The sequence below is a fragment of the Aquamicrobium terrae genome (assembly GCF_040545735.1).
Lineage (GTDB): Bacteria > Pseudomonadota > Alphaproteobacteria > Rhizobiales > Rhizobiaceae > Mesorhizobium > Mesorhizobium terrae_A.
Genome location: NZ_JBEPML010000009.1, coordinates 74,756 through 86,808 on the forward strand (window position 1 = coordinate 74,756; position 12,053 = coordinate 86,808).

Here is a 12,053-nt window from a genome sequence, read left to right on the forward strand (position 1 = left end):
CCATGACCGATAACAACATCGATATCCTCACCCGCAAGCTCGACCGCCTGATCGAGGCCGTGAACCGCCTGGCGCCGCCGCAGGCGCCGCCGAGCGACCTCGAAGCGGCCGATTGCTTCGTATGGCAGGCCGAAATGTCGTTTCTGGAGCCGGTGCACAGCGTCAACCGCGTCGACATCGACCTGATCAAGGGCGTGGATCGGGTGCGCGACATATTGGTGGACAACACCGAGCGCTTCGCCGCGGGCCTGCCCGCCAACAACGTGCTTCTGTGGGGCACGCGAGGCATGGGCAAATCGTCGCTGGTCAAGGCTGCCCACGCGACAGTCAACGCTTCGGCCAAAACCGACAAGCCCCTGAAGCTGATCGAGATTCACCGCGAGGACATCGACACGCTGCCGAAGCTGATGTCCATCCTGAAGGCCGCGTCCTATCGCTTCATCCTCTTTTGCGACGATCTCTCGTTCGACCACGACGACACCTCCTACAAGTCCCTGAAAGCGGCGCTGGAGGGTGGTGTCGAGGGGCGTCCTCACAACGTGATCTTCTATGCGACGTCGAACCGTCGGCACCTGTTGCCGCGCGACATGATCGACAACGAGCGTTCGACCGCCATCAATCCCTCGGAAGCCGTGGAGGAAAAGGTGTCGCTGTCGGATCGCTTCGGCCTGTGGCTCGGGTTCCACAAATGCTCGCAGGACGACTATCTGGCCATGGTGAGCGGCTATGCCGGCCATTACGGGCTGGACGTGGAGGAAGAAAACCTGCGTGCCGAGGCCTTGGAATGGGCGACCACGCGCGGCAGCCGCTCGGGCCGCGTCGCCTGGCAATTCATTCAGGACCTGGCCGGCCGGTTGGGCAAGCCGCTGGATCCCCATGCGACCGGCAAATCGCGCGCAGCCGATCCGGCGGTTTGATCGAACATCGGACGGAGAAGCGGCCACCGCCTTTCCGTCCCTCCTTTCCTGCCAACTGAAAAACCCGCCCTTTTGCAAGGGCGGGTCGAGCGGGCGGGCCGGACTGGAGGTCAGGCGGCCCGCTACGGGTCGTTCCTGTTATTCCAGGAGGGTCGACGGATCGACCGGCGCCGAATTCTTGCGAACCTCGAAGTGCAGTTTGGGCGACGTGGCGTTGCCGCTCATGCCCGAAAGCGCGATCTGCTCGCCGCGCTTGACCGTCTGGCCGCGCTTGACGTTCAACTCGCTGGCATTGCCGTAGACCGTGACCAACCCGTTTTCGTGCCGCACCAGAACGGTATTGCCGAACTCCTTGAGGCCATCGCCGGCATAGATGACGACGCCGTTTTCGGCCGCCTTGACCGGCGTGCCCTTCGGCACCGAGATATCGATGCCGTCGCCGCCCTGTCCGAAGCCGGAAATCACCCTGCCCCGCACCGGCCAGCGCATCTTGCCGATGCCGGTCGAATCGGGAGCGACCGCGCCGTCGTCCTCGACCTGCTCGACCGCCTTGGTCGCCTGCTTGGGAGGCGTGTAGGAGGCAAGCTTCTCGCTCGGTGTCTGCTGCTGGGCGACCGGCGGCGTGGAGGCTGTCTTGACCGGATCGACATTGGCCGGCTTTGCAGCCGCCACCGTGGTCGTGGTCGCCGCCGCACCTGCCGCACCCGGGAGCTTGAGGGTCTGGCCGCTGCGAATATTGCCGTCGGCAAGTCCGTTGGCCTGCTGCAACGCAGCCACGCTCACTCCGGTCTTGCGCGAGATTGCCGACAGCGTATCGCCCTGCTGCACCGTGTAGCTGCCGCCAGCGGCCGGCTTGGCTGGCTGCGGCTGGGCCGCCACCTGCTGGGGCTGGGTGAGTGTCGGCGCATTCGCGAGTCGCTTTGTCTCTTCGCCGGCGGACTGGAACGGCTTGTTGGACGGTGTCGGCGCGGGCTGCGCCTGACGGACGGTCCCGGTTGTCGTGGTATCGACCGCCGGAGCGGAAGCCACCTGAACCGGGGCCGGCGCAGGAGCCGGCTGGGCCTGTGCGACGGAAGGCTGCGAAGGCGGCGGCAGCGAAGAGCGTCCGACCGAACCGGAGCTGTAGCCACCGCCCGTCGACACAGGCTGGGCAGCGACATCGCCGGGGTATGGCTGGGAAGCCTGCCCGTAGTTGCCGACATTGGCCTGCGGCGTCGAGGCCGTGGTGATGCCATCCAACCCATCGGCGAAGCGCATTGCGCCCGAACTGCAACCCGATGCTGCGGCGGCAATCACGAGGACGGCACAACCTCGCGCCAGATTGCGCCCTTTTGCCTTCAAAACGCTGAACTGCATGACACTACCCGCGCTGACCCGGAACGAACTGGGTACGATTAAAGCGCGTTAATGTTACTGGTCGGTTAAACCATTAAATTCAGCGGAAATTTTCTTAAAAGCTGTGGTCAAATGACGGCTGCGATGCCGTGAAGGATCGGCTGAAGGCGCACGATGCCGATGTCTTCGCGTTCGAAACGGCTGCCCACCTTGGTCAGCTTGGCCACCACCTGCTCGCCCTCCTCCGGCCCGATCGGCGCTATCACCACGCCGCCGCTGGACAGTTGCTCGAGCAGGAAACGCGGCAGGCTCTCGAAGGCTGCCCAAACCACGATGCGGTCGAAAGGCCCCTCGTTGGGCAGGCCGTTGGACCCGTCGGCATGGCGCACGATGACGTTGGAGATGCCGAGCGCCTCGAAGCGCTGGCGCGCCTGATCGGCCAGCGTCCTGTAGCGCTCGACGGTCACCACCCGCCCGGCCACCCGGGACATGACGGCGGCCGTGTAGCCCGAGCCGGTGCCGATCTCCATGACCCGCATGCCCGTTTCCAACGCCATGGCGGCGAGGATGGCCGCCTGGATGTCGGCGCCCTCGATGGCCTCGCCGCACTCGATCGGCAGCATGCGCTCCGACCAGGCGACCGCGCTGAACTGCGGTGCAAGGAAGCCGCGCCGCGGCGTGGCCTCGATCGCGGCGATGAGCGCCTTGGGAACGGTTCCCTTGCCGCGCAGGCGCAGCAGGAAGGCGGCAAACCCCTCGCGATCGTCGTCCGTCATGCCAGAGCCTTGGTCAACTGATCGCGGATTTCGTAGGCGGTGAAGTCGAGTTGCAGCGGCGTGACCGAGACATGGCCGTTCTCGATCGCATGAATGTCGGTGCCGGCCTTGCCGTTGCTTTCGCCCCGGCCGAACCGCATCCAGTAATATGGCAGGCCGCGCCCGTCGCGGCGCTCGTCGATCCACAGGCGATGAACGACCTTGCCCTGCGATGTCACCTGCGTTCCCTTCACGTCCTGCGGCGCGCAATTGGGGAAGTTGATGTTGATGAGCACGCCTTCCTGTTGCGGCATGGCCAGAAGCTTCTTCAACAGGGCAGGCGCAAGCGCTTCCGCCGTCTCGTAAGGCACGACGCGCTCCTCGCCGTCATGGCTGTAGGCCTGGCTCAAGGCGATCGAGCGAATACCGAGCAGCGTACCTTCCATGGCGCCGGCCACCGTTCCCGAATAGGTCACGTCGTCGGCGATGTTGGAGCCGGAGTTGATACCCGACAGAACGAGGTCCGGCATGCCGGGCAGGACCTTGCGGGCGCCCATGATCACGCAGTCGGTCGGCGTGCCGCGCACGGCATAGCGCTTCTCGCCGATCTTGCGCAGGCGCAGCGGCTCCGAGATCGACAGCGAGTGCGCATAGCCGGACTGGTCGTTCTCGGGGGCCACGACCCACACATCGTCCGACAGCGTCCGGGCGATACGTTCAAGCGATTCAAGGCCTTCGGCATGGATGCCGTCGTCGTTCGTGAGCAGGATGCGCATTATTTCACTTCGATCTTTTCGAGACCGCCCATATAGGGCCGCAGGGCATCGGGAACAGCGATGGAGCCGTCCTCGTTCTGGTAATTCTCCATCACCGCGATCAGCGCGCGGCCGACGGCCACGCCAGAACCGTTCAGGGTATGGACGAACAGGTTGCCCCGGCCGTCCTTGTCCTTGTAACGGGCATTCATGCGCCGAGCCTGGAAATCGCCGCAGACCGAGCAGGAGGAGATTTCGCGATAGGTCTTCTGCCCCGGCAGCCACACTTCGATGTCGTGGGTTCGGCGCGCGCCGAAGCCCATATCGCCGGTGCACAGCACGACGGTGCGGAACGGCAGGCCCAGGCGCTTCAACACCTCTTCGGCGCAGGCCGTCATGCGCTCGTGCTCCTCGATCGAGCTTTCGGCGTCGGTGATCGACACCATCTCGACCTTGTAGAACTGGTGCTGGCGCAGCATGCCCCGCGTGTCGCGGCCGGCGGAACCGGCCTCCGAACGGAAGCACGGGGTCAGCGCGGTGAAGCGCATCGGCAGCTTTTCATGCGCTGTGATCTCCTCGCGCACCAGATTGGTGAGCGGCACTTCGGCGGTGGGAATGAGGCCCAGCCTGTTCTCGCCATGGGGCACGAAGAACAGGTCTTCCTCGAATTTCGGCAGATTGCCGGTGCCGAACAGCGCATCGTCGCGCACCAGCAAAGGCACCTGCACCTCCGTGTAGCCATGCTCGGTCGTGTGCAGGTCGAGCATGAACTGGCCGAGCGCCCGTTCCAGCCGCGCGAGCTGGCCCTTCAGCACCGTGAAGCGCGAGCCGGACAGCCGCGCCGCGCGCTCGAAGTCCATGAGCCCGAGCGCCTCGCCAAGGTCGAAATGCTCGCGCGCCCAGTTGGGAGGCGGCGTGACCTTGCCGACCTTGCGCAACTCGACATTGTCGTTCTCGTCCTTGCCCACCGGAACATTGTCCAGCGGCAGGTTGGGAATCACGGCGAGCGCGTCGTTCAACGCCTTGTCCAGACGGCGCTCTTCCGCCTCCCCGTCCTGGATGAAGGATTTGATGTCACCCACCTCGGCCTTCAGCTTCTCGGCCAGTTCCATGTCCTTAGCGGCCATGGCCTTGCCGATCTCCTTGGAGGCGGCATTGCGGCGCTCCTGCGCCTGCTGGAGCTTCAGCACATGGGCGCGGCGCGCCTCATCGCGGGCGACAAGGTCATCTACCGTCGACTTCGCCTCGGCCTGCGACCACGAACGCTTCGTCAGTGCATCGACAAGAGCGTTGGGGTTCTCGCGAATCCACTTGATGTCAAGCATGGCAGGCCTGTTCCCTGGTGAAGTGTCATGGGCCTAAACCGCATCCCAAGACGTTTCAAGCTTGGGCCATGGCAGGGACCGCAATTTTTCACCGATTGGCCCGTTTCTCGATGTCGCTTCTTGCCGATCCGGGGAATTGGGAGGAATGTGCGCTTCGCCGCGCACGGCAAAACAGAATCACAGCAAGCGCGAAAGTCCAAGAGCCGATGACCGATTTCGTCCTGCCGCCGCCGCCCGTCCCTTCCGTCGCCGTTCACGACAGCAGGCAGCGCTTCGCGGTGCGGCGCATCTTCTGCGTGGGGCGCAATTATGCCGCCCATGCCCGCGAGATGGGCAATGACGAGCGCGAGCCGCCCTTCTTTTTCACCAAGCCGGCCGACGCCCTCGTGGATTCGGGCAGCACCATTCCTTACGCCGCACTGACCCAGAACCTTCATCACGAGATCGAACTGGTGGTCGCCATCGGCAAGGGCGGCGTACTGATCAGCCGCGATGCGGCGCTCGACCATGTCTGGGGCTACGGCGTCGGCATCGACCTTACCCGGCGCGACCTTCAGGATGTGGCCAAGAAGATGGGCCGGCCGTGGGATTGGGCCAAGGCGTTCGACCAGTCCGCGCCGTGCGGGCCGCTTGTGCCTGCACAGGCCAGCGGCCATCCGCAGAAGGGGCGCATCCGGCTTGCCGTCAACGGTGAGGTGCGCCAGCAGGGCGATCTCGCCGACATGATCTGGCCGGTGCCGGACATCGTGGCGATCTGCAGCGAAGCGGTGGAGTTGCAGCCGGGCGACCTGATCTTCACCGGCACGCCTTCCGGCGTCGGACCCGTCGCCGTCGGCGACCGCCTCAGCGGCGAGGTTGAAGGCGTCGGCACGGTCGAACTGGAAATCGGACCGCCACGTTAAACAGGGGCATTCTGGCGAACGCGCCCCTGCGGCTCCAGTTCGCCGGACGCAAATACCCTAGGAGGCCGAGGTGCGTGGGCCGGCCTTCCGGCGTCTTTCGTAGAACATCACCAGGGTCTCCGCGATCAGCGCCGGCTTCTCCTCGCCCTCGATATCAATGGTGTTGAGGAATTTCATCAGATACTGGCCGGGCGCCTTCTCCTGCATCGACAGCAAGGTGGCGCGCAGGCGTACCCGGGAGCCGACACGAACCGGCGACAGGAAGCGCACCTTGTCGAGCCCGTAGTTGAACGCGGCTTGCGTGTTCTCCGGAATGGCGTCGATTTCCTGGCAGAGCGCCCCGATGATCGACAGCGTGAGATACCCATGGGCAATGGTGACGCGCAGCGGGCTTTCACGCTTCGCGCGCTCGGGGTCGACATGCAGCCACTGACGGTCACCGGTGCATTCGGCGAACTGGTCGATCCGCGACTGGTCGACCAGCGTCCACGCCGAAACGCCAAGCTCCTGCCCGATCATGGTCTTCAGTTCATCGAATGTCGGTGGTCGCTTTTCCATTTCGCCTTTCCGGCACATGCCGTACGCCTGTTTCACCCCCGGTTACGACAACCTGGCACCGAGGGCAATGTTTCCCGAAGACTGGCCAGACATTTCCCAGGAACCGGCTTCATCGAAAAGATCAACCGAGCTCGGTGAAATCCGGAGACCATTCCGATTCCTGTTCAGGTAAGGAATATCCTCTCGAAGACATAGAGCACCACGCCGGCAATTCCACCCACGATCATGCCGTTGAAGCGGATATATTGCAGGTCCTTGCCGATATTGATTTCGATCAGCCGGGTAAGCTGCGCAAGATCCCACCGCTTGACCTGATCGGCGATGAAGCTCGACACGCCGCTTTTCTGGCTTTCGACGAAAGCGGCCAGCGCCACGATGAAGCCGGCGTTCATGTCGGCCTTCACTTTCGGGTCCTGTGCCAGATGACGGCCGATCTCCACGAACATGTTGGTCAGATGCGACTGGATCGCCGTATCCTTGCCCGTCGCCCCCTGTTCGATGAAGCTGCGCAAGCTGCCCCACATGGTGCCGACCAGATCGCGCATCTCCGGTCGCGCCAGCAGGTCGCGCTTCAGCTTGTCGGCACGTTTGGCGTAGTCTTCCGACGTCTTGAGCTGGACGATGAAGCCCTGCACGAAACGGTCGAATTCCTCGCGCAGCGGATGGTCGGGGTCGGCCATGACGTCGTCCAGCAACGTTGCCGCCGAAGCGACGATCTTCTTGAGGAGATAGGCGTCGGCCCGGAAAAGGTTGAACAGCGTCGGCAGCTCGGCGCGGATCTTTTCCCGCATGGCCTGCAAGGCCTTCTCGTCGGCCAGGAAACCGGAGACGCCGCGCACCAGCTCGTCGAACAGCTTCTGATGCCCTCGGTCATGGGTGAAGGCCGACAGAAGATCGGCGGCAAGCGGCGCCACCTGCACCTTCTCCAGCTCGTCCATCAACCGGCGCCCGACGAATTCGCGCAACCCGGACTGCTCGACAGCCGCCAGCATCTGCGGCACCAGCCGTCCGATGAAGCGCGACAGGCCGGCGGCGCGTTTCTCGTCCGCCAGCCAGTCGGCCACAAGGGCCGCGAAATCCACCTGCCTGAGCTTTTCGCGCACCGGCCCGGGCGCCAGGAAATTCACCTCGATGAAACGGCCGAGATTGTCGGCAATGCGGTGCTGGTTGGCGGGGATGATCGCGGTGTGCGGGATCGGCAGGCCGAGCGGCCGCCTGAACAGCGCCACCACGGCATACCAGTCAGCCAGCCCGCCGATGGTCGCGGCTTCAGCGAAGGCCGCGACCAGCCCCATGGCGGGATAGCTCGGCTCCAGCATCTTGGCAGTGGCGAACAGGGCGACGCAGCCCAGCAGCGCCATCGCCGCGGCAAATTTGGTGCGCCGCAGCGCCGCGATCTTGGCTTGGTCCTGCGAGGCGGCATCGCCATGCGCGACATATGCTGTCGAATTTTCCATTGCATCGGCCCGTTCGATTCTCCCGGCCATTATCGGCCCGGCGATGTCATGCAGCTATGGCTTGCAACCCGTCTTTGCCAACATCGCCCCTCCCCAGCATTAAACCGCCGAGGCGCTGGCAAGTTGCCCGTCACTTCTGTACTTGTTGCACCCCGTCCGTGACGTTCAAGGAGCGAGCATGCCCTCGAGGACCATCGACCATGCCTTCACCGCGCGGAGCCAGCGCGGCGCGGCCGCCGATCCCACCTATGCCGGCGCGCTGTCCTTCATGCGTCGCAAGTTCACCAAGGACGTATCCAGCGCCGATGCGGTCGTCTGGGGCGTGCCGTTCGACGCGGCGGTCACCAACCGGCCGGGTGCGCGCTTCGGGCCGCAGGCGATCCGCCGCGCCTCGGCGATCCTCGACAACGATCCGCAATATCCGTTCTCACGCGACCTGTTCGAAAATCTTTCCGTGGTCGACTATGGCGATTGCCTGCTGGACAGCGGCAATCACCAGAAGACCCCCGCCACCATCGAGCGCGAAGCGACGAAAATTCTGAAATCCGGCGCCTTCCTGCTGACGCTGGGCGGCGATCACTTCATTACCTGGCCGTTGCTCAAGGCCCATGCCGCCATCCACGGCCCGCTGGCGCTGGTGCAGTTCGACGCCCATCAGGATACATGGCCGGACGACGGCAAGCGCATCGACCATGGCTCCTTCGTCGGCCGGGCCGTCAAGGAAGGCATCATCGACCCCGACCGTTCGATCCAGATCGGCATCCGCACCCACGCGCCGGAAACATTCGGCATCAAGATCCTGCATGGCCATGAGGTGGAGGAAATGCGCGCCGCCGACATCGCCTATGCCATCGTGGAGCGCACCGGCGGCCGCAAGACCTACCTCACCTTCGACATAGATTGCCTCGACCCTGCCTTCGCGCCGGGTACCGGCACCCCGGTGGCCGGCGGGCCTTCCTCGGCCCGGATGCTTTCGACGCTGCGCCAGCTTGGACAGGTCGACATCGTGGGCGCCGATGTCGTAGAGGTTGCGCCGGCCTACGACCATGCCGATATTACCGCAATCGCCGGCTCGATGATCGCCATGCACTATCTCGGACTTCTGGCGGAACGGAAGGCCAAGCAGGAAGACGGCGCCAACAACACCCATTACGGGCAGGACATCTGAGTCCCTCCCGGCTTTCAGGCAGACAGGAATGAAACCGAAAATCTTCATCGACGGCGAACACGGCACCACCGGGCTCCAGATCCGCACGCTGCTGGCCGGGCGCGACGACCTGGACATCATCTCGGTGCCGGTCGAGCGCCGCAAGGAGAAGACGGCGCGGGCCGAATATCTCAACGCCGCCGATGTCGCCATTCTGTGCCTGCCGGACGATGCCGCCCGCGAGAGCGTGTCGCTGATCAAGAACGATATGACGCGCGTCATCGACGCCTCCACGGCGCACCGCGTCGCCGAAGGCTGGGACTACGGCTTTGCCGAAATGGACAAGGAGCAGCCGGCACGGATCGCCGCCGCCATGCGCGTGGCCAACCCCGGCTGCTGGCCGCAGGGGCCGATCGCCACGTTGCGTCCGCTGGTCGATGCCGGCCTGCTGCCGGCCGACTTCCCTGTGACCATCAACGGCATCACCGGCTATTCCGGCGGCGGCCGCACCATGATCGAGGACTACGAGGCAAAGGGCGAGAATGCCTGCGAATTCTTCCCCTATGGCCTCTCGCTCCAGCATAAGCACATTCCCGAAATCAAGGCCTATGGCCGGCTCACCCGCGATCCGATCATGCAGCCGGCAATCGGCAATTTCGCGCAGGGCATGATCACCATCGTGCCGCTGCAGCTGGGAACGCTCGACTACATCCCGAGCGGCGCCGATCTGCATGCAGCCATTGCCGACCACTACGCCGCCATTCCGGGTTCCGTGGTGGAGGTCGCGCCCTACGAGCAGGTCGAGCGCGTGCCGGATATCGACCCCCAACGCTACAACGGCACCAACCGCATGAAGGTCTATGTGTTCGCCAATGACGAGCGCGCACAGGCGCTGCTCATTGCCGTCTATGACAATCTCGGCAAGGGTGCGTCGGGCGCGGCCGTGCAGAACCTGGACCTCATGATCGGCAAGGATCTTTGACGACAAGGCCGGACTTTCCTCCCCACTGGAAAATAATCGGGGCGCGGCTGATTGCGGACACATTCAGCAGCCGGGTCTGGAAGGTTGCCCTCGAAGACGGCTCGCCCGCCGTGGTCAAGGACCTGAAACCGTTCGACGACGTAGAGGACGAGTTGCGCGGCGCGCACCTGCTGGCATGGCGTGACGGCCATGGGCTGGTGCGCCTGCTCGCCCAGGACGGCAATCGCATGCTGCTGGAGTTCGCCGGCGAGCGGCACCTCACGCAAGTGCTGGAAACCGAGGGCGACGCAGCCGCCACGGAGATCGCCGCCGAAGTGATGCAGCGTCTGCACGCGCCGGGCGAGAACCCTGCCCCATCCGGCTTGCAGCCGCTGTCCGAGCGCTATGAGGCCCTGTTCGCAAAGGCCGATCAGGATCGCGCTGCCGATATTGCCTCTTCCTATGTGCAGGCCGCCGCGCTGGCGCAGCAACTGCTCGACGATGCGCGTGGCATATGTCCGCTGCATGGCGATATTCACCACGAAAACATTCTCGAAAGCCCGCGCGGCTGGCTGGCCATCGACGCCAAGGGCGTGCTTGGCGACCCGGGCTTCGATGCGGCCAACCTGTTCTACAATCCGCTGGAGCGGGACGATCTGTGCATGGATGCCGAGCGTATCGCCCGCATGGCGGCGCAGCTTTCGCGCTCCATGGGCCAGGATCCGCGCCGGCTTCTCGACCACGCCTTCGCCTATGGCTGCCTCTCGGCGACCTGGCATCATGGCGACGGCAATGTCGCCGACGAGGGCCGGGAACTGGCCGTGGCCGCCGCCGTGTGCGCCGTCAGGTCGGGTTTCTGATCTCGCCGGGCAGCGGATAGGCACCCTTGGTGCCGCGCCAATGCGCGGCGGCGAATCCCAGCACCACCAGCGCGAAACCCTGATGCGTCAGTGCAAGGTGCATGGGCACCTGCATCACCAACGTGGCGATGCCGACGATCGCCTGTATCAGCACCAGAATGAACAGGAGCACGGCGCGGCGGGCGTGGGTGCTGCCCGGGATGCTGCGGCCGGTGGCTATCATGTGCCACAGCGCCACCACGAACAGCGTGTAGGCGCCGATGCGGTGGACGAACTGCACCGTCTTCGGATTTTCGAAGAAATTACGCCAGACCGGCTCAAGCAGCAGCAGGTCGCCGGGAATGACCTTGCCGTCCATCAACGGCCATGTCGTGTAACTGAGGCCGGCGTGCAGCCCGGCGACCAGACCGCCAAGATAGATCTGCACCATGACCAGCAGCGTAAGAATGCCGGCCAGTCTTTGCGTCCGGCGCCCGGCCGGGGCTTGCGAATGCGGTGCCAGACCGCGGGCCACCACCATGGTGGCCATGAAGATCAGGGAGGCGATGGTGAGATGGGTGGCGAGCCGATACTGGCTGACCGAGACACGCTCGACCAGCCCCGACGCCACCATCCACCAGCCGATGGCGCCCTGCAAGCCGCCGAGCGCGAGAATGCCGATCAGCTTGGGCGTCAGGCCGCGCTCGACACGCCGCGTCACCCAGAAGAAGACCAGCGGAATGGCGAAGAGGAAGCCTACGCCCCGCGCCAGCAGGCGATGCGCCCATTCCCACCAGAAGATGCCCTTGAACTCGTCCAGGCTCATGCCGTGGTTGATCTTCTCGTATTGGGGAATCTGCTGGTATTTCAGGAACTCTTCCTGCCACTCCGCCTCGTTCAGCGGCGGGATGACGCCATGAATGGGCTTCCATTCGGTGATCGACAGGCCGGAGCCGGTCATGCGCGTCGCACCGCCGACGAGGATGAGGGCAAACAGGACGACCAGCACGCAATAGAGCCAGAAGCGGACCTGCGCGCGATTCCTCAACAGACGGTCCCGATCGGGCACGGACGATGCGTAATCGGCATTGGCAGCCATTGC

12 protein-coding genes are annotated in these 12,053 nt (G+C 64.5%); 5 read left to right on the forward strand and 7 right to left on the reverse strand.

The features are described 5' to 3' along the window. The first annotated feature begins 2 nt into the window (after positions 1–2). The gene (locus ABID37_RS13990) at positions 3–917 is read left to right on the forward strand and encodes an ATP-binding protein (protein WP_354195739.1); all 915 of its coding nucleotides are present in this window, start codon (positions 3–5) and stop codon (positions 915–917) included. A gap of 138 nt (positions 918–1,055) precedes the next feature. Here the strand turns inward: ABID37_RS13990 and ABID37_RS13995 are convergent, their stop codons facing one another. The 4 genes from ABID37_RS13995 to serS form a co-directional block, all read right to left on the reverse strand. After that, entirely contained in the window at positions 1,056–2,273 is a 1,218-nt protein-coding gene (locus ABID37_RS13995; RefSeq protein WP_354195741.1) for a peptidoglycan DD-metalloendopeptidase family protein, read from the reverse strand. A 107-nt stretch (positions 2,274–2,380) separates the two neighbouring features. Next, on the reverse strand, positions 2,381–3,028 hold the full coding sequence (locus ABID37_RS14000) for a protein-L-isoaspartate(D-aspartate) O-methyltransferase (RefSeq protein WP_354195743.1): 648 nt from the start codon (positions 3,026–3,028) through the stop codon (positions 2,381–2,383). Continuing rightward, a complete protein-coding gene (surE, locus tag ABID37_RS14005) occupies positions 3,025–3,783 on the reverse strand; it encodes a 5'/3'-nucleotidase SurE (protein WP_354195745.1) in 759 nt (252 codons plus the stop codon). Before surE ends, ABID37_RS14000 begins: the two co-directional genes overlap by 4 nt. Then, positions 3,783–5,087 (reverse strand): serine--tRNA ligase, encoded by a 1,305-nt coding sequence (gene serS / locus ABID37_RS14010; protein ID WP_354195747.1) that lies wholly within the window; start codon positions 5,085–5,087, stop codon positions 3,783–3,785. Before serS ends, surE begins: the two co-directional genes overlap by 1 nt. 206 nt (positions 5,088–5,293) lie before the next feature. Between serS and ABID37_RS14015 the strand changes: the two genes are divergently transcribed. Beyond that, complete coding sequence (locus ABID37_RS14015; protein WP_354195749.1) at positions 5,294–5,989, forward strand: fumarylacetoacetate hydrolase family protein; 696 nt, start codon at positions 5,294–5,296, stop codon at positions 5,987–5,989. Positions 5,990–6,046: 57 nt separating this feature from the next. On the opposite strand, the gene ABID37_RS14020 is transcribed toward ABID37_RS14015, so the two are convergent. Together ABID37_RS14020 and ABID37_RS14025 are read right to left on the reverse strand one after the other, a co-directional pair. Then, entirely contained in the window at positions 6,047–6,547 is a 501-nt protein-coding gene (locus tag ABID37_RS14020; RefSeq protein WP_354195751.1) for a MaoC family dehydratase, read from the reverse strand. Positions 6,548–6,711: 164 nt separating this feature from the next. Then, positions 6,712–8,004 (reverse strand): DUF445 domain-containing protein, encoded by a 1,293-nt coding sequence (locus ABID37_RS14025; protein WP_354195753.1) that lies wholly within the window; start codon positions 8,002–8,004, stop codon positions 6,712–6,714. Positions 8,005–8,182: 178 nt separating this feature from the next. Here ABID37_RS14025 and speB point away from each other — a divergent pair, with 178 nt between their 5' ends. Genes speB through ABID37_RS14040 form a run of 3 tightly spaced genes read left to right on the forward strand, consistent with a single transcriptional unit; the run spans position 8,183 to position 10,972 of the window. Beyond that, positions 8,183–9,172, forward strand: coding sequence for an agmatinase (gene speB / locus ABID37_RS14030; RefSeq protein ID WP_354195755.1), 990 nt, complete (start codon positions 8,183–8,185; stop codon positions 9,170–9,172). A gap of 28 nt (positions 9,173–9,200) precedes the next feature. Further along, a complete protein-coding gene (argC, locus tag ABID37_RS14035; RefSeq protein ID WP_354195757.1) occupies positions 9,201–10,133 on the forward strand; it encodes an N-acetyl-gamma-glutamyl-phosphate reductase in 933 nt (310 codons plus the stop codon). Then, entirely contained in the window at positions 10,130–10,972 is an 843-nt protein-coding gene (locus ABID37_RS14040) for an aminoglycoside phosphotransferase family protein (RefSeq protein ID WP_354195759.1), read from the forward strand. The genes argC and ABID37_RS14040 overlap by 4 nt, the downstream gene beginning before the upstream one ends. On the opposite strand, the gene ABID37_RS14045 is transcribed toward ABID37_RS14040, so the two are convergent. Further along, positions 10,956–12,050 (reverse strand): COX15/CtaA family protein, encoded by a 1,095-nt coding sequence (locus ABID37_RS14045; RefSeq protein ID WP_354195761.1) that lies wholly within the window; start codon positions 12,048–12,050, stop codon positions 10,956–10,958. The two genes, ABID37_RS14040 and ABID37_RS14045, sit on opposite strands and share 17 nt — an antisense overlap. Between the last annotated feature and the right edge of the window lie 3 nt (positions 12,051–12,053).

What these genes read in the sequence shown, in the direction of transcription:
- ABID37_RS13990 (WP_354195739.1), top strand. Translation starts at nt 3, where the DNA reads ATGACCGATAACAACATCGATATCCTCACCCGCAAGCTCGACCGCCTG.
- ABID37_RS13995 (WP_354195741.1), bottom strand. Translation starts at nt 2,273, where the DNA reads ATGCAGTTCAGCGTTTTGAAGGCAAAAGGGCGCAATCTGGCGCGAGGT.
- ABID37_RS14000 (WP_354195743.1), bottom strand. Translation starts at nt 3,028, where the DNA reads ATGACGGACGACGATCGCGAGGGGTTTGCCGCCTTCCTGCTGCGCCTG.
- surE (WP_354195745.1), bottom strand. Translation starts at nt 3,783, where the DNA reads ATGCGCATCCTGCTCACGAACGACGACGGCATCCATGCCGAAGGCCTT.
- serS (WP_354195747.1), bottom strand. Translation starts at nt 5,087, where the DNA reads ATGCTTGACATCAAGTGGATTCGCGAGAACCCCAACGCTCTTGTCGAT.
- ABID37_RS14015 (WP_354195749.1), top strand. Translation starts at nt 5,294, where the DNA reads ATGACCGATTTCGTCCTGCCGCCGCCGCCCGTCCCTTCCGTCGCCGTT.
- ABID37_RS14020 (WP_354195751.1), bottom strand. Translation starts at nt 6,547, where the DNA reads ATGGAAAAGCGACCACCGACATTCGATGAACTGAAGACCATGATCGGG.
- ABID37_RS14025 (WP_354195753.1), bottom strand. Translation starts at nt 8,004, where the DNA reads ATGGAAAATTCGACAGCATATGTCGCGCATGGCGATGCCGCCTCGCAG.
- speB (WP_354195755.1), top strand. Translation starts at nt 8,183, where the DNA reads ATGCCCTCGAGGACCATCGACCATGCCTTCACCGCGCGGAGCCAGCGC.
- argC (WP_354195757.1), top strand. Translation starts at nt 9,201, where the DNA reads ATGAAACCGAAAATCTTCATCGACGGCGAACACGGCACCACCGGGCTC.
- ABID37_RS14045 (WP_354195761.1), bottom strand. Translation starts at nt 12,050, where the DNA reads ATGGCTGCCAATGCCGATTACGCATCGTCCGTGCCCGATCGGGACCGT.